The sequence below is a fragment of the Halobacterium sp. DL1 genome (genome assembly GCA_000230955.3).
In the GTDB taxonomy this organism is placed as follows: Archaea; Halobacteriota; Halobacteria; order Halobacteriales; family Halobacteriaceae; genus Halobacterium.
In genome coordinates, this window is the sequence record CP007061.1 from 178809 (window position 1) to 193507 (window position 14699).

Below are 14699 nucleotides of genomic sequence, written 5' to 3' on the forward strand. Positions count from 1 at the left end.
GGAATAGACATCACAGAATTATGTAGGGGTGGTGAGGAGACCTGTATGAGACCGAGTTTATGAGTAATCGGAATTGGCGAGGAAGGCTTTCGGCGTGGGCTCATTCCGTCGTAGTTCGCTATACCCTCCTTACGCTTACCGCGGCTGGAGTGGTCGCGACGCTGACTGCTCTCCTCAACCCGGCTGTTGAGATCGAGAATATCAGGGCGCTACTGACGACCCTAGCGACGGCAGAAGCCTCAGTTCTGGCAATCGTGTTCTCCGTGACTGTCGTCGCTTTGCAACTCGTTGTGACGCGATATTCGGCTCGCCTCACCTCGCTTTTTGTCAAGGAGCCGTTGTTCCGCACGACGTTCGCGCTCTTCGTCAGCGCCATCACGTTCAACCTCCTCGTCGTCTATCTCCTCCCGATACAGAACAGCCGCCTAATGAACGCAGTCGTCGGGATCGCGTTTGCGCTTGCTGCGGTCTCAACGTTTGCGCTCTATCGATTTATCCGGCTGATGATCCAGCGCAGCTCACCTGACGACCTCATCTCCGTGTTGGTCGAGCGGGAACTCGCACCCGACGAATACCTTCCAGCGACCGTTGCGGCGTTCAACGAGATCGAGGTACATCCGATTCGCCCACTGTACCGAACGATTGCTCGGGCGATCGAGCTGGGCGAATACCAAACCGCAGAACAGGGGATCGACGGACTTCGGACGGTACTCACCCAGACGTTCGAGCACCTCGAAAGCGAACACTCCGAGGAAGACGCCGCACAGTACGCATCTGCTGTTTCAACTGAGGTCCTAACCGAGTATATCTCGCCGATCTTGGAGCAGGCATACACCCACGAGCAATACGATCTGGTTTCGGACGCAGTCGACGATGTCGAGGCGGTCGCTCTCGATGGGCTCGACCGCGGCTTTACTGACATCGCCGAGGACGCTGCTGAGGGACTCGGAGACGCGTTCGATGCGGCTCCCTTGACCTGGGAGGGGAACCGCCTTCGAGGCCCGGTCAAAGAGTCACTACTCGAACTGACGAAAGCCACAGCAAGCGACGCCGATTACTCGACATTTCGAGCGGTCTTCCATCCACTAAATTTCCAAATGAAGCTTCTCTTGCGACGCCGACCGGATTCGAACGTGACCTACCACCTCGTCGGGGACTACTACAGTCGAGAAATTGGTGAGGTATTCGAGGCACTCGTCGATCGATACGGCCCCGCTGTACGAGACCAGGACATCAATTGGATCTCCCCCACTGAAGGACGAAAGTGGACGCTCCCAGATGAAGCTGAGTCCCTCCGGCACTTTTGGCGCGAATACGCCAGCTTCACAGAGACGGTTCTACGGTATCGCGTCTCAGAAGAGGAGTACCCATTTGTTGAGGGATCGATCGACGATGGCTGGAAGCGGATCACGCAGTGCGCTGCTGATGCTGGTATTGACAATCTGGCGACGCTGTGCTGTATGACGACGCTTCAGCTCGCGTATCGTGTTGACCAGCTCGAGGACGGCCGCCTCGGAATGTGGACGAACAATCTTGGACTCCTTAGACGGGATTACGACCCAACTATCGTCGATAGGGCATTCGAACTCCTGAAAGCAGGCGAACAGCCGGAGGGACAAAATATCTCAGTTCGAACGGTTGATCCGACGTCAACAGAGACAGATAAGGGATTCATCGAGTGGTTCCTCAACACTGAAGAGGAAGACACACCATTCGAGGAGTGGCTCGTCGAGTTCGAGAAAGACGTCCACGAACGAACGGAGTACCTTCAGGAGCGAGAATGACGGAATATCAGTTTAAAATGGGTGATCGCGTCCGAATCGATATCCCTGATGAGACAGATCCGGACTTCAGCCGACTCCACGGGTATCACGGCGAGATCGTCGCTATCTTGGAGGACGACGCCGGCGCTGTCACGGGCGATGATCGCGACGCCGTGCTGTACCGTATTCAGCTGGACGACGGGACGGAAACGGATGTTCGGTGGCGCGATCTCCGGCCACCCTGAGGTCTTGTTCTCACGTTGCTGTCCAATCTGTGGTGCGTATTTGCACCCTCTTACCAAACTGCACATCTACAATACACCCATTTGTTTGGTAAGATCCCGCCACTGTTCCCGCGTGATCCGCTGTATCGACGAATCACAGTCGATAGCCGCAAGCGAATATCTACGCTTATGTGAGAGATAGCAGAAATGAGGAGTGTATGACAGACCTGATCGTCAAATCGGCTGTAAAGGACGCACTCGACGAGAACAACGTTTCGGCGGATTTCTACGAGGCGCTGGACGACGAAGTCGCTGAACTGCTTGAGGATGCTGCGCGACGGGCTGAGGCGAACGACCGGAAGACGGTCCAATCGCGCGACCTGTAACAGACGCGCTTCGGTTAGCTTTCACTGAGCGGCGTAGGAATCTCGACCGCGGTAAAGCGAGCAACCGCTCCACAACCCACACACTCGTCGACGAACGCGCAAACCCGAAGCGAGGTTTCTAACTCGCGGATCTCTCCGCACACGGAGCACTCGTATGAGGTACGATACCGGACCTGCGGATGGTGGTTTTGCTGCCGTATGTGGGGGTTCGACGTCGCTTTCTTCTTGTCGTAAGACGTCGTCGGTGAGTTGTCCTGATTCGTCACGGGCTGGTCGTGACCGAGCTGCCAAGCCGAATCGGGAAGCGTGTCGTAGATGTGATCTGATTCACTGGCATCGGCATCGAAGGCAGCGGGCTCAGCTGGAAAGTCTGCATCATCGGGTGGGTGATTATCGACAGAGGCACGGTCGTCAAGTGACGCGTCTCGGGAAGTTGGTGGGGTCGTCCGTGCCGATGCACCGAGTTCAACGGCCTCCGCCTGCTCGTGGAGTTCGCCATCGATTGCTGCCGCCAGATTGGCAAGCGGCTCGGAGATATCAGACTCTCCGTGTTTCTCAACGGCGTTCTCGAACAACCATTCTCGGAGAGTCGCTGCAGTTTCTCTATCGACCATGAACGACGGGATGGAATTCATTCAGTTCTCACTCCGTCCCTCTTGGACGCGACAAACCACACATCGTCTCCCTCCCCGTTTACGAGACTCCTGACTGGCGTCAATGAGGTTGTGGCTGCGCGCGCAGCGACCGCAGGGAGCGAGCACGGAGCGGTGGGTGGGGTGGAGGGGCGTTCACGGGCGGTGGTCGCCAGTAAAAACGGGGAGAGCCCCGCTCAGCGCAGGGTGTTTCGCTCTTCCTCGAGGCCGACACCCGGGTTATCGGTGCCGTGTTCGTCCTTGTAGGCGTTGACGAGTTCACGACTGTACCTCGCGATCCGATTTTGGGACGTCGGCACGACTGTGCTTGACGCCTCGGCGACCTGCCCCTGGGTGAGATGCTTGCTCGGGAGCAGGCGATCCGCCGCGTACAGCGCCGACGCCGCGACGGTCAGCCGTGGCGTCCCCGGCCCGACCGGCACCTGATCGCCAAGTCTCATCAGGTGTTGGGCCAGCCGCCACGTCCGCACGACGCGCGCCCCGGGGATCGCGTCATTATCGAGCGCGTCGACGACCTCCATCACGGCATTCGGCCTGATGAGTGGTGCATCGAACCCACATTCACACCGAATCTTCCGCGCTGCAGCACACACCCGCTCGTGGGGCGCTTTCGTGTACATCGCGACCGCGACATCGATCTCGTCGCGATTGATGGGAGACGCTCGTGCCGCGACTAGGACGGCGCCGCCAGCGAGTGCTTCCCAGGCCATCCGCCCGCCCGGAAGCCGCGCTTCCGAAGCGCTCCGGAGGTATCTCGCCGCCATCTTGATGACGTAGTCCGGCAGGTCCAGATTGCCACCGATCATCTCGATGTCCCGAAGCCCCTCGTTGAGGCGCTTCGTCCGCTTGCGCTTCTCGCCGAACTGATAGCGCCTGTGCCACTTCCGGAGACGCTGGAACTTCTTCCACTGCTCATTGCTCAGGGGATTACCGTGGCCGTCAGTCGACTTCCCAATCTTCGTGTGAAGGCCATTGTCCGTCCGCAGTGGGTCCACCGTCTCGATGCTCTGATCGGCGTTCCCAATCAGGCCCAGATCGTTCAGCGTCGGGCTCAGGTCGACCCACTCGTCGGCGACAACCAACCCGCAATCCCTGCAGAACGACTCCTCGTCTGCAGTAATCACCTGGCCCTCACACTCGGGACAGGCCGACCGTCCCGACGGCTCGCGCTCAACTGTAGTCTTTCGACTACGCTGCTCAGTAGTTGTAGTCTGTACATCCGAAACCGTCTTTTCGCTCGCGTAGTTACTTGACATTGGTGTGTTAGCACCTGAAGGCGCTCACCACCGCGCCCGACCCCCCGTGTTCCTGCACGGGATTTCCTCGACGTCGACGACCGACCAGTCACGACTGCGCGCTCTCGCTCGCGCCTTCGCGAGCGCCCTGTGGGCGCGAGCGAGAGCGCGCCCAAGGAAGGCCACCCAACCAGCACCGCGCGCCGAACCGCCCGGAGCAAGCGGCCAGCTTTAAGCCGTTTCTCGCGTCCGGCCCGGACTGCGGGTTCGTGTCCAGAGCGACGGTCGTGAGCACGGCGAGCCGTGGTGTGGCTCGCCGCGCGGAACGGCCCAAAGCGCTGGAACGCGAAAGCCCGCGAGGGGCGCAACCGAAAACGCGCTTAATGCTGGCGTCGAGACCAGATTCACTTTAGCCCGGAACGGGCGCTCGCGGTGCGGAGAGCGCCCGCACGCCCGGAATGGTCGGTCGCGAGCGATGCGGAGGGCGGAATGCGGCGCGCGGTGCGTGCCGTCACGAACCATCCAGCCAACTGATGTCGACGCTCGCCGCGCCAGCCGCCATCCTGGCGGACTCAGAAAGGGCGAAGCCGTCTCGCGTGGGTCGCGGGATGCCAAACGGCCGAGGGCTTTCGACGACGATGCTTTACAATGACGTGCTCGCTATCAGCACGCGAATGTCGGGTCTCTATGATACGATTATGTCGACGGCCGAGGACAGCGACTATATCGACGTCGAACACGTGTGGCCGCTCGGAATCGGCCTCACTGTCGTCCTCATCTCGCTCCTCGACATTCGAGCACTGAATCAACTACTCGCCTCACTTGATGGGTTCACACAGTTGCGTGATCTGCTGTTGATGGCGTTGAAAGGGGTCGGCGCGGGGATGCTCACGCACTTTGCCTACAGTACGAGCGACGTCTCGTTTCGGAGTCGTCAGACGCTCCAAACCAAAGAACGTGCGCTCCTGCTCATTCTCGGCGTCGGTGTCGGCGCAGGTCTCCTCATTGACGTCGTCATTCCCCAGCTGGTGGAACCCTTCCCGTTTGTCGTGGTTCAGACCTCCGGCCTCCTGTTGGTACTCGGAATGTGGTATCTGCACTTGCTAATCGAGAACTGGAAACTCTCGAACGAGTGGCCGCACGTACTGAGTGGTGTGCTCATTGCCTTCGGCCCGTACGCACCCTATCTGTTGTAGAACGCTGACGGAACAGAAATGAATGGGAATCGCAATAGCTGGCGGTATTAGATCGATATAGTCCTTCCTATAGGATTTCCTAACGCAAACGCTATTGTCGCCGTCGCGCCCGTCAAGAAGTCATTAAGCCCCCCGCTACCAACACAGACGTATGTCCCGCTGGGAGCACATTGATCTCCAACAGGCACTCACCTACGATGAGGAACTCACCCTCTACCGAATTACGCGGATGTACCTTGGCCAACCCGAAGGCTTCGACGATCTTGAGATCACGAGCGGGATAGAAGACGACTATCTCCTCCCGCAGCCGATGCCAGACGACGACCAAATCGCCATCGGCGACGCTGACCTTGCTGACCTCGAGGAGAAGGGGTTCATCACCCAGGAAACCGTGATGCGACGGAACTACTGGGGCCTCACGGAGAAGGGAAAAGCAGCTGTCCCTACGTTTTTCGAGGAGTTTGACACCGATCCCAACGAATCGATCACCCACCGAATCGGCGTCCAGCTCGCCGATATGTATCTCCGCAACATCGCAGTGGGCTATAACACTCGGGGTGTCCGCACTTACCAGTCGATCGACGAGTTCGACCCCGCCAAGACGTTCGACGTCATCGCGTACTCGAAAGACGACCACGAGCCACGCGTCCGCGTCGAGGTCGAACGGGAGTCAAACAACTACGACGCCGTCGTCGACGACTTCGAAAAACTCCGCGACGCCGGCTACCACGACGCCCCTCACTACACGGGCGCCGCATTCTGGGTATTCCCCCGCCGGAGCACCGCCTACAAGATCATCAACCTCCTCATCGACCGCGACCTGATCAGCCTCCGTAACGGGAAGATCAACAAGAATACCCCACTCGCACGCGCCCAGCGTGAGGTTGGTGAGTGCTACAACCCCGGCTTCGACGCCTTCACCACGTATTCGAAGCTCATGTTCTGGGACTTCGAATTCGACGGCGACCACATCGCCCCCATCGGCGACCGCGCAATCCTCGACGAACTCCGGGAGGATCCAGCGTACGACTACGTCGATGAGAACATCTACAACACAGCCGTTGACCAACGCGCCGTCTGACCTCCCAGATTACTGAGATAGCCACTTGGCGCCTGAAGTTCGTACCGTCTCTTTATCTGGACGCAAACCACGACCGACGCACACCAAATAGCGAGTTTAGAGACGAGGAAAAACGCTGTAAGAGTGCGTCAGAGCGTATTCAATGTGCGTCGGTTTTCGAAGTGCGTCGGTCTTCTCCAAATCATCTAGTACAAGCCCCAGATTGACCGAAAATCTACGATTCATGCGCCTCAAAACAGACCCGCTCGCTGAATGTGCGTCGGTATGAATCCGACGTGATACGAACCGCGGTCCGGTCACAGTTGGAGGCCACAACGGAACCAGAATAGACGAAATTGAACCATCGACCCAGAGGCAATCAGGATTCAAAGGTAACGCGTTAACCAACAATCCCGGTCCAGTCTCGGTATTGTTGGTTAATTATCTTCCCCCTCCACCGTTTCCGGAGCTTCGGCCGCCGTTGACGACAAACTCCTATCTGCAGGTAGCCGCCGATCCAATGCCTTGGTTCCAACGAGGAACCCCCCATCTATACTAGTTGGTTTTTGCCGTAACAGAAATGCCAAGTCTGCGTAATCGGGATCGAGGACGGCTAATACGGGCGCACGGCAACGTCCCCTACTGCGTTTTCGTTACGGCAATCTCAGTGATTGCCGTAACAGAATTCTCTCTGTCGATTTCGAGGTTTCTGAGCCGTTGTCGCTGTCGATGCCGTAACACGATTCCTCCTTCCGCTACACAGGCTGAAACTGCTGTACACGGCAGAATAGCTGGAGGCCATGCTGGACCATTTCTCATTCGCGCTCTCGTGGCAATCACAGCTGACGTCGTCACTAAGGGCTAATTCCTACTGGAACGAGGCGACCAGCGCTATCAGATCGTTGGCACCGCCCACGGAACCTCCAGAAGCTACACTGCTCTATAAAGAGACTCCACACTCAATCATAGTCAGAATAGCTCCGTTTACTAGCGGAGGGAATTCTAATTGTGAAACCAGGATTTAGGGCCTTATTCGGACAACATCGACGAAATTAGTGGTAAACCGCAACTAGGAAAACTGACGGTGAGCTAAGTGAATCGATTATACGAGAGGGAGTGTCTCAATATCTTGGCACAAGGTGCTGCAAAGCCGAGGAAACTATGAGTCGGAATCTTGGTTCAGAATATCCTTCGCCAATTCTTGCATACTCGTGTCCTTCTCTTCCCACCGGACGTCCCGAGAGACGATGAGAGTATACAGCCGTTCTTGCCGATCCTCTATCTGGGAGTACCGAGAGAGTCCGAACATCCTCTTGAGTATCCTGTAGGAGTTGGCCTGCTGATAGGCATGAGCGTAGTAGCGGTCGGGTGCATCTGCCGTATAGAATATTGGAGTCACCTTTCGGTCAACACAATCCTCAATCACCTCTGGGTGGGTTCCAGGGTCCCACTCGTGGAGTTCGTAGCCCTCGTAATCGTCGATTTCGTAATTCCCGCCCTCTACAGCAGTGCTCTGGTTCCGAAAGGCGACGACAGCTGACCAGTTCTGGTCCTCCGTTAGCACGATGTTGATCTCGTCAATTGGACCTTCGTGCCAGTCTCCAGGATAGTCCACCGCAACCCCGATGCGAGAGTCATCTTGCTCCCCAAGGATAATTGTGGGCCACCCACTCTTGGTCGAAGAACGGACCTCGATATCGTCCGCCAGCAGGCGTATGAGTGGATGTGCATGGACTCTCCTCCCCGGTGTATTCAGTTGTGTCCCGATTGGTAACGGAATCCCGTCCTCAAAGTCCACGACTGGCATTAGACTGGAATAGGTTGTCCAGGGTACAAGAGTTTGTTACTGACTCTGCTTCGCACGTCACCTCTCAATTTGGAAAATCCGGCTCCGTTGAAATCCCGGCTCTGTTGAAACTCTCTTCACACCTTGCGATTTGCTGAGAGGCTCGTTTCTAACCGTATCTACGAAAACCGGTGGGAACAGTAGCTCTCCTCAATATCAACTTTGAAGGATTTCAACAGAGCCGAAATCTTTGAAGATTGAGAGGAGCAGCATGCTGAATACAGCGCGCGTATGCAGCGCCCTGACTGATGACAAGCCATTTGAGTGCCGCTCAGTAGTTTTAGTGACAAGGGATATTTAGGAGGCAACGCTGGTAGGAGACGTCGTGATTACAGAGTCACCTTTCAACGCCAATCTGGCGATACTGGAGCCGGGTAGGCAACATCATCAGGCAGCTCTTGACGGGCTCAAAAGCCTAGAGTTCTCAGAGAGCCGGTCGTACGGGTTCAACATCTCCGAATCAGGTGAAATAGCTATTGGCGGATACTTCGTTGAGAAGACCCCTGTCAAGACAGAGACTTTTGACGCATCCACACAGCAGGTTGTAGACAGGGAAGTTGAGCAGACACTGCTGATACCTTTCCAGCTTGACTTTGATATCGGACTCCTCTCTATTTTTTCCGATCAAAGCGATACGAGCAAGCTGATCTCTAGGATTGGTGAGGCAAGCGACTTCAGTTTCCCAATTACCGAGACACAGCTCCCGGTAGACAGGGTGTACGCAAATCTACAGGACAAGGAGTGGGCGATTGACGTGTCCAGTATACGCATACAGAACTTCGAGGCAGAGGGCGGCCTCTCCGGGACGTACACCATCAAAGATGTCGGGGATATGCGTATCCGCGAACTGATCGACTCACACAGCAGTGACATCACCATCCTGCGAGCAAACATCAAGACCCCGTCACAAGAAGCGACGTTCGGATTTTTCCAGAGTGGTACCGTGAGGCTGTACTCCAGCCTGGAGTCGGAGGACCCGCTGTGGTCTGAAGTAAAGGAAATTACTCGGGAGGCATACGATGGGTGAAGAAGTCCGCAACACCGGCAACAGAGCCGAAGATAGGCTGATTGCTCTACTGCAAGAGTTCAACTGGGAGTATATCGGTGGTGGAAGGGATATCGAGTGCGCCTCCCGGAAACACGACAGAGACGAACACGGCATTGACGGCTATATGGCGTATGAGGACCCCTACCTCTCCGCCGAGAGAGGCGTCATTGTGGAGTCAAAATCCAAGCAGTGGGAAAGCTGGGGTCCGAGTTCATTGCAGAGCGACGCCAAGCAAGTCCGGACAGCCCTAGAGTGTTCCACTAGGTCAGAGGACTTTGATGAAAAGCTGAACAACTACGAGAACAGACGGAGAGACACGGCAATCCTCGGAGCCTTCACCAACGACGACGAGTACGACCACGAAACTTTCCAGGCCTACGTGGAAAGCTGTAAGGTCAAGAGAGGTGGAGGCCCGAGCCACATTCTAATCCTCGGAAATAGAGAACTGAACCGTCTTGCCAGCATCCAGAACAAATACAGGGAAATCAAAGAGACGCACACCGAGGGCGAGGACATTGTAGAAGCCGACCTCGACTTCTACTATCCATCTCTTCAGGAACCGAGAGCCGCCCCCAAACGCCGTGACACGATCTCTTTTGAGTACCTGTTCTCCGACTACGTGTACGCCAAACTTCAGAAAACAGAGCTTAACGGAACTGATACCGACACAACCGACGTAAGCATCGTATTCAATTCCGCCGGGATTGATCAAGACAGTCTGGAATTCCTGTACTACTCGTTGCGCGATAACGACGGGCTCGACACCGACGAAGTATGGGTATACTCGTATCTACCTAACGGAGGCGAAAATGCCGACGAGACCTACGACTCAGCCGTTGATTCGCTGGAGAACATCCTGCCGCCAGACAAGGAGTTTCGATTCAGCGAGCTGCCACAGGTAGAGTACAAATCCTACGCAGAAGACCTCACGGAGGACTAAGTATGAAGGAGTATCCCAGTGATCAGGACTACAAGAGTATTGTCGAAGAAAAATACGGACGAGACAAAGCACAGAGCTTCTTCCGGCGGCACTCCCACGTATTAGTACACTCCGGTGAAACAGAGGATCTCGCCAACCTCACACGCCGAATTTACCTCGGGTACGACCGGACAACCTCGCTGAAAGAAGACGTTCTGGAGAAAGACAAACGCAAGAAGGCAACTGCATTCATTTTCGAGACTGAATCCGAGGAAGAGGACCTGGTACAGGATCTAGAGAGGACGATCAACACTGACTACCAGTACAACGAGAACAAAGAACTGGAGGTCCAGAGCGTAGCTAGCACCGACAACGGCTTCGATATCAACCTCCAGTACGAGGACCGCAGCCCGTCCCGGCGACCGCTGCAAAACACTCAGACACGTTCCATCACGGTCTCCCTCACGCAGACAGATGACGAAGAGGTCTGGCAAGGGACACAAGAGTACCGCTACGCAGACGAGTTCAACGCAGCGAGCGACTTCTTCGACGACTGGGAAAGCAAGAGGCTCAAAGAACGGAAGCCGAGCATCAAGAGAATTAATTTCAACCTGGAAACGATTCCGGCAGAGGACAGTGTCGAGATGTTCAACACCTTCCTCCAGGATGCACCAAGTGAATGGAGATTTGAACAAGTGCGTGAGCTTGGGATTAAACAAAAGGGAGAGACTGGTGGTGTCTTAGAAAAAGAGGAAGCCGAGTTTGAGGAGGAAGGGGAGATTGAAGAAGAACTAGACGAACAGCTCCGAGGCATTACCGACGCTGTATTCAAAGGAAGCGGCCTTAGAGAAAACCAGTTCGTACAGGACTGCTTGGACAGCGGATTCTACTTCAACTCGGTTCGGGCTCTATTCGACGGCTTAGACTCAACAGACTCCATAGAAGTCGAGCTTCAGTTCAAACAAAACCCGAAGACCACCTTTGATCTCTCCATCGTCGAGGAATACGAACGCCGTGACGACGGCTACGAACCCGGCAATCTTGGACCCGATAAAAGAGAGAACACTCGAAAGGAGTTCAGAAGCTCCATCGTCGATCTCTACGGCGAATACACTGACCGAGAATCCCTGATCCAGAACCAGTACGGCGACGAGCTAACCCAATTCAATGGGATCACTGAGAACAACGTCGATCAACTCCACGACCTCGGTATAGAAACACCCCAAGACCTCTACGACGCGGACCCAGAAACCTTGGTAGAAGAAGTAGACAATATCGGTGAGACAAGGGCTGAGGATCTGACCGAAGAGTCTATAGAAAACTGATATTTACTCATTATTGCTACCTCAATCGGTTATCTAAGTCCTCTACCAGTGGCAAAAAATATCCAGCAGGCAACACTATAGCGGTGTACGGTGAGCGTTGGGAGGAATTATTTTAAAATCGGACCACAAGTCTCCCTGAGCAACGAATTATAAATATGATGACTGAAATCAAAATCTTGTGGATTGACTCCTTTCGCGGCTGAACGTCGGTCCGGTTCCTTGCGAAATACACCCTCTATATTCAGCACGGCCTCAATAACTATCAGCAAGTGAGGATTTCAACAGAGCCGAAAATCCTAAAAAAGACTGCGTCTCCGTGGAGAGCTCGTCGATCAGTACGAAATGGAGACAGTGGCAGGCTTTGTGGCTGTCTTGGTCCCCCAGTCGACCGGTAAAATGCACCGAATACGGCCGGTAAACGGGACTACTCCGACGTTGCCGTGTTGAGCGGAACCCAGTCCCCACTCTCATCTTGGAACTCCCACCACGTTGGGCCGCGGTACCCGCTATCGCGAGCATCTGTCCCACGAACGTCCCGATCCGCTTCGCGGGCGGCCCCCGACGGGCTCCACAATTCACCATCGTACTCGAGGTGGCCGCCTCGTACCGTCGCCTCAACCGTCTGGCCATCGTACTCACCGCGGTTGTATCGGTGCCGCACCACAGTTCCGTCTTCCAACGCCCGAGCCGCAGGGTTTCCTCCGTCAGGTCGTTCTCTGCTGAATGTCGTAGTGCGGTTCTCTCGATCCTCGCGGGCAGCCTCCTCGTCGAGATGCTCCAGCACTCGAGCCACAATGTCGTTCCACGACTCGTCTCGGTTGCCGTACTGGCCGAGTTCTCGATAGAGATCTTCGTCCAAGTTAATGGTTCCAACCATCACCTCTCTGTTCGGACACCCATAGTATAAAGTTTGTCCTGAGTTTGCGAGGAGAGGATTAGTAGTGTCTATCCTGAGTTTGGAAAAGCGAACCAGTTCCTCGTCGTCAACCCGAGTTTCCGACTTTGTTAATGGAGTCGGAAACTCAAAGTGGCTGGCGCGGGTTCTCGCAGGTAACCGTATATAAACCGATGTCCGCCGATACGAATTCGGAAACTCAGTCGAACGAACAGGCCGACGTCTGGCTCACGCCCGACCAGGTCGACGCGATGCGCGATGTGGCGATCGACACCGGGGCCAAGTACCTCCGACAGCGCAACGAGGCGATCATTACGCTACTCGCAGACACCGGGCTCCGCAACGAGGAACTCACGCAGCTGACGGTCGATATGTACTTGCGTGACCAGGGGGAGCTCTATCTCCCGAAAGAGATCCAGAAATCGAGTCACAACGGCCGCTCAGATTGGCCACGGTCCCACCACCTCGAGCTCGACATCGACGGGAGGTTGGGCACACAACGCTCTCTGAACAGTTACCTCGACAATCGATGGAAAGAGAGCCCCTATATTTTCCCGAGCCGTCAGAAAGAGCAGATCACGACGCGGTCAGTTCGGAATCTCGTCAAACGCGCTGCGGTCGAAGCCGACGTCCATCCCTACAAATACGAGAATGGGGACTTCGGCCGCGGTGATCCCGATGACGTCCACCCCCACGTGCTGCGCCACAGTCTCGCCTATCGGCTCCTGCACGAGCGCGATGACGACCGGTTCGATATCTACTTCGTTCGGAACCGGCTCCGACATGCCTCCCTCCAGACGACGCTCCGGGAGTACGATCACTTCCGCACGATCTAATGAGGGTTCAAAACCATACGCAAGACATTCCTACCAGTATCGCACAGAGACTCTGCTGCGCACCGAGGAGGCAGGGAGGAATACAGTGACTGCACCAAATGCACACTATGCCATCACGGATGATGGGATTAGACTACTCGAGGAGATCTGTGACGTATGGAACAAGGGGCCCGACGCGTTGCGAACCCATCTCGAACGGGGAGGACTCCAACCGTTCACGGGCGGGAGTCGAGGACGAGAAATAATCCCGTTTCCCGACAGGTACGTTACCGAATTCTACTTCGACGACTGGGCACACGAAACGTTCTACGTCGCCAAAATCTGTGGATCACCAAACCGGCAGAATTACCAAGAGGTAACGATCTGGAATCAGGCGTACGGTGGCAGTGATGCCGATCTGTTTGCACCAGTCGATGTCTGGGACAACGACTACCGGTGGATCATCATGAAGCGCGTAACACCCGTCTCGCCGATCTCAGGGGACCTCGCGTACGCTCAAAACGGACAACAATACTACGTCGACGAGGATGCACCTGACCGGATCGAAGATTGGTTAGCAGAGGAAGGATGGCAGGTCGAGGATGCCCCAGAAAATATCGGGTTTCATGAAGAGCAAGAGTATATGTGTCTCTTCGACTACGGCGGCGTTCACCCGATTAATGGCGAGATTACTTATCCAGAGGTATTCCACAATACCGACGACGAGTAGCCCCGATAGCTCGACATCAGGCAGATACAGAATTATTAGTTAGTCTGGGGAACACGCCTGTATGACTGATCTGAGCAAGGTATATCCAGAGCCGGATCACTGGGATTTCGAGTTCAAGCACGCTGAACCTTTCAATCGCTATCTGGGGTCAGCAATCCTCGCCCGTGATGGAGGGGTTACGACGGCAAAGCGAGTTGGTGGACTTCGTCGAGATGCACCAAAGAATCGACGGCTTGAGGTCTGGGAGATAAATCAACCAGCCTGCCTACTACGTCTCCGACATCTCGGTAACGAGTTCTATTTTGAGATCAATTACCCGAACCTCGCTGAGGAGGTAATCCATCTGGTTGAAAATGAGGGGTGGTGGATCGACCACGTCGCTGGGAAAAAGATGACAAAGATCGTCCCAGACGAACATCTTCCTGACGAGGGATACGTTCGTCCCCCCGATTCCTGGTGAGGGTTTATAAACAATCGAAGAAATCTGACGCTTTTCGCACGCGCGCGTATTAATATGATAAGAACCACCCCCTGGAGAGGGGCTAAAGTGCCGTTTTCAGGCGTCACAGGCTTTAATACCCCCGATTACGACATACATAATGTG

At 55.4% G+C, this 14699-nt stretch carries 15 protein-coding genes; 10 read left to right on the forward strand and 5 right to left on the reverse strand.

Annotated features, from left to right (window positions below; translation table 11 throughout):
* Positions 1–149 precede the first annotated feature (149 nt).
* The 3 genes from HALDL1_00825 (at position 150) to HALDL1_00835 (ending at position 2373) form a co-directional block, all read left to right on the forward strand.
* The gene (locus HALDL1_00825) at positions 150–1784 is read left to right on the forward strand and encodes a hypothetical protein (GenBank protein AHG05689.1); all 1635 of its coding nucleotides are present in this window, start codon (positions 150–152) and stop codon (positions 1782–1784) included.
* Positions 1781–2008: a hypothetical protein gene (locus HALDL1_00830; protein ID AHG05573.1), complete on the forward strand. Its 228-nt coding sequence runs from the start codon at positions 1781–1783 to the stop codon at positions 2006–2008. Before HALDL1_00825 ends, HALDL1_00830 begins: the two co-directional genes overlap by 4 nt.
* Before the next feature lie 197 nt (positions 2009–2205).
* Positions 2206–2373 (forward strand): DNA-binding protein, encoded by a 168-nt coding sequence (locus HALDL1_00835; GenBank protein ID AHG05574.1) that lies wholly within the window; start codon positions 2206–2208, stop codon positions 2371–2373.
* Positions 2374–2387: 14 nt separating this feature from the next.
* Here HALDL1_00835 and HALDL1_00840 read toward each other — a convergent pair whose 3' ends face one another.
* On the reverse strand, positions 2388–2987 hold the full coding sequence (locus tag HALDL1_00840) for a hypothetical protein (GenBank protein AHG05575.1): 600 nt from the start codon (positions 2985–2987) through the stop codon (positions 2388–2390).
* Between the two features lie 215 nt (positions 2988–3202).
* The gene (locus HALDL1_00845; GenBank protein ID AHG05576.1) at positions 3203–4282 is read right to left on the reverse strand and encodes a transcription factor TFIIB; all 1080 of its coding nucleotides are present in this window, start codon (positions 4280–4282) and stop codon (positions 3203–3205) included.
* A gap of 512 nt (positions 4283–4794) precedes the next feature.
* Between HALDL1_00845 and HALDL1_00850 the strand changes: the two genes are divergently transcribed.
* Both HALDL1_00850 and HALDL1_00855 read left to right on the forward strand, forming a co-directional pair.
* Positions 4795–5457, forward strand: a complete 663-nt coding sequence (locus tag HALDL1_00850; protein ID AHG05690.1) for a hypothetical protein — start codon at positions 4795–4797, stop codon at positions 5455–5457.
* Positions 5458–5608: 151 nt separating this feature from the next.
* The gene (locus tag HALDL1_00855; GenBank protein AHG05691.1) at positions 5609–6538 is read left to right on the forward strand and encodes a hypothetical protein; all 930 of its coding nucleotides are present in this window, start codon (positions 5609–5611) and stop codon (positions 6536–6538) included.
* Between the two features lie 1138 nt (positions 6539–7676).
* Here the strand turns inward: HALDL1_00855 and HALDL1_00860 are convergent.
* Positions 7677–8324 carry a hypothetical protein gene (locus HALDL1_00860; protein ID AHG05692.1) on the reverse strand — a complete coding sequence of 216 codons (648 nt, stop codon included), beginning with the start codon at positions 8322–8324 and terminating at the stop codon, positions 7677–7679.
* Between the two features lie 364 nt (positions 8325–8688).
* Between HALDL1_00860 and HALDL1_00865 the strand changes: the two genes are divergently transcribed.
* The 3 genes from HALDL1_00865 to HALDL1_00875 are packed head-to-tail and all read left to right on the forward strand — an operon-like array spanning position 8689 to position 11655.
* Complete coding sequence (locus tag HALDL1_00865) at positions 8689–9390, forward strand: hypothetical protein (protein AHG05577.1); 702 nt, start codon at positions 8689–8691, stop codon at positions 9388–9390.
* Positions 9383–10351 (forward strand): hypothetical protein, encoded by a 969-nt coding sequence (locus HALDL1_00870; GenBank protein AHG05578.1) that lies wholly within the window; start codon positions 9383–9385, stop codon positions 10349–10351. The genes HALDL1_00865 and HALDL1_00870 overlap by 8 nt, the downstream gene beginning before the upstream one ends.
* Before the next feature lie 2 nt (positions 10352–10353).
* On the forward strand, positions 10354–11655 hold the full coding sequence (locus HALDL1_00875) for a hypothetical protein (protein ID AHG05579.1): 1302 nt from the start codon (positions 10354–10356) through the stop codon (positions 11653–11655).
* A gap of 424 nt (positions 11656–12079) precedes the next feature.
* Here the strand turns inward: HALDL1_00875 and HALDL1_00880 are convergent, their stop codons facing one another.
* On the reverse strand, positions 12080–12532 hold the full coding sequence (locus tag HALDL1_00880; GenBank protein AHG05693.1) for a hypothetical protein: 453 nt from the start codon (positions 12530–12532) through the stop codon (positions 12080–12082).
* Positions 12533–12723: 191 nt separating this feature from the next.
* Between HALDL1_00880 and HALDL1_00885 the strand changes: the two genes are divergently transcribed.
* Positions 12724–13386 (forward strand): integrase, encoded by a 663-nt coding sequence (locus HALDL1_00885; protein ID AHG05580.1) that lies wholly within the window; start codon positions 12724–12726, stop codon positions 13384–13386.
* A gap of 85 nt (positions 13387–13471) precedes the next feature.
* Positions 13472–14095, forward strand: a complete 624-nt coding sequence (locus HALDL1_00890) for a hypothetical protein (protein AHG05694.1) — start codon at positions 13472–13474, stop codon at positions 14093–14095.
* Positions 14096–14363: 268 nt separating this feature from the next.
* Here HALDL1_00890 and HALDL1_00900 read toward each other — a convergent pair whose 3' ends face one another.
* On the reverse strand, positions 14364–14513 hold the full coding sequence (locus HALDL1_00900) for a hypothetical protein (GenBank protein AHG05695.1): 150 nt from the start codon (positions 14511–14513) through the stop codon (positions 14364–14366).
* Between the last annotated feature and the right edge of the window lie 186 nt (positions 14514–14699).

Coding starts and splice junctions, on each gene's coding strand:
- HALDL1_00830 (AHG05573.1), top strand. CDS start 1,781: ATGACGGAATATCAGTTTAAAATGGGTGATCGCGTCCGAATCGATATC.
- HALDL1_00835 (AHG05574.1), top strand. CDS start 2,206: ATGACAGACCTGATCGTCAAATCGGCTGTAAAGGACGCACTCGACGAG.
- HALDL1_00840 (AHG05575.1), bottom strand. CDS start 2,987: ATGGTCGATAGAGAAACTGCAGCGACTCTCCGAGAATGGTTGTTCGAG.
- HALDL1_00845 (AHG05576.1), bottom strand. CDS start 4,282: ATGTCAAGTAACTACGCGAGCGAAAAGACGGTTTCGGATGTACAGACT.
- HALDL1_00850 (AHG05690.1), top strand. CDS start 4,795: ATGTCGACGCTCGCCGCGCCAGCCGCCATCCTGGCGGACTCAGAAAGG.
- HALDL1_00855 (AHG05691.1), top strand. CDS start 5,609: ATGTCCCGCTGGGAGCACATTGATCTCCAACAGGCACTCACCTACGAT.
- HALDL1_00860 (AHG05692.1), bottom strand. CDS start 8,324: ATGCCAGTCGTGGACTTTGAGGACGGGATTCCGTTACCAATCGGGACA.
- HALDL1_00870 (AHG05578.1), top strand. CDS start 9,383: ATGGGTGAAGAAGTCCGCAACACCGGCAACAGAGCCGAAGATAGGCTG.
- HALDL1_00875 (AHG05579.1), top strand. CDS start 10,354: ATGAAGGAGTATCCCAGTGATCAGGACTACAAGAGTATTGTCGAAGAA.
- HALDL1_00880 (AHG05693.1), bottom strand. CDS start 12,532: ATGGTTGGAACCATTAACTTGGACGAAGATCTCTATCGAGAACTCGGC.
- HALDL1_00885 (AHG05580.1), top strand. CDS start 12,724: ATGTCCGCCGATACGAATTCGGAAACTCAGTCGAACGAACAGGCCGAC.
- HALDL1_00900 (AHG05695.1), bottom strand. CDS start 14,513: ATGTTCGTCTGGGACGATCTTTGTCATCTTTTTCCCAGCGACGTGGTC.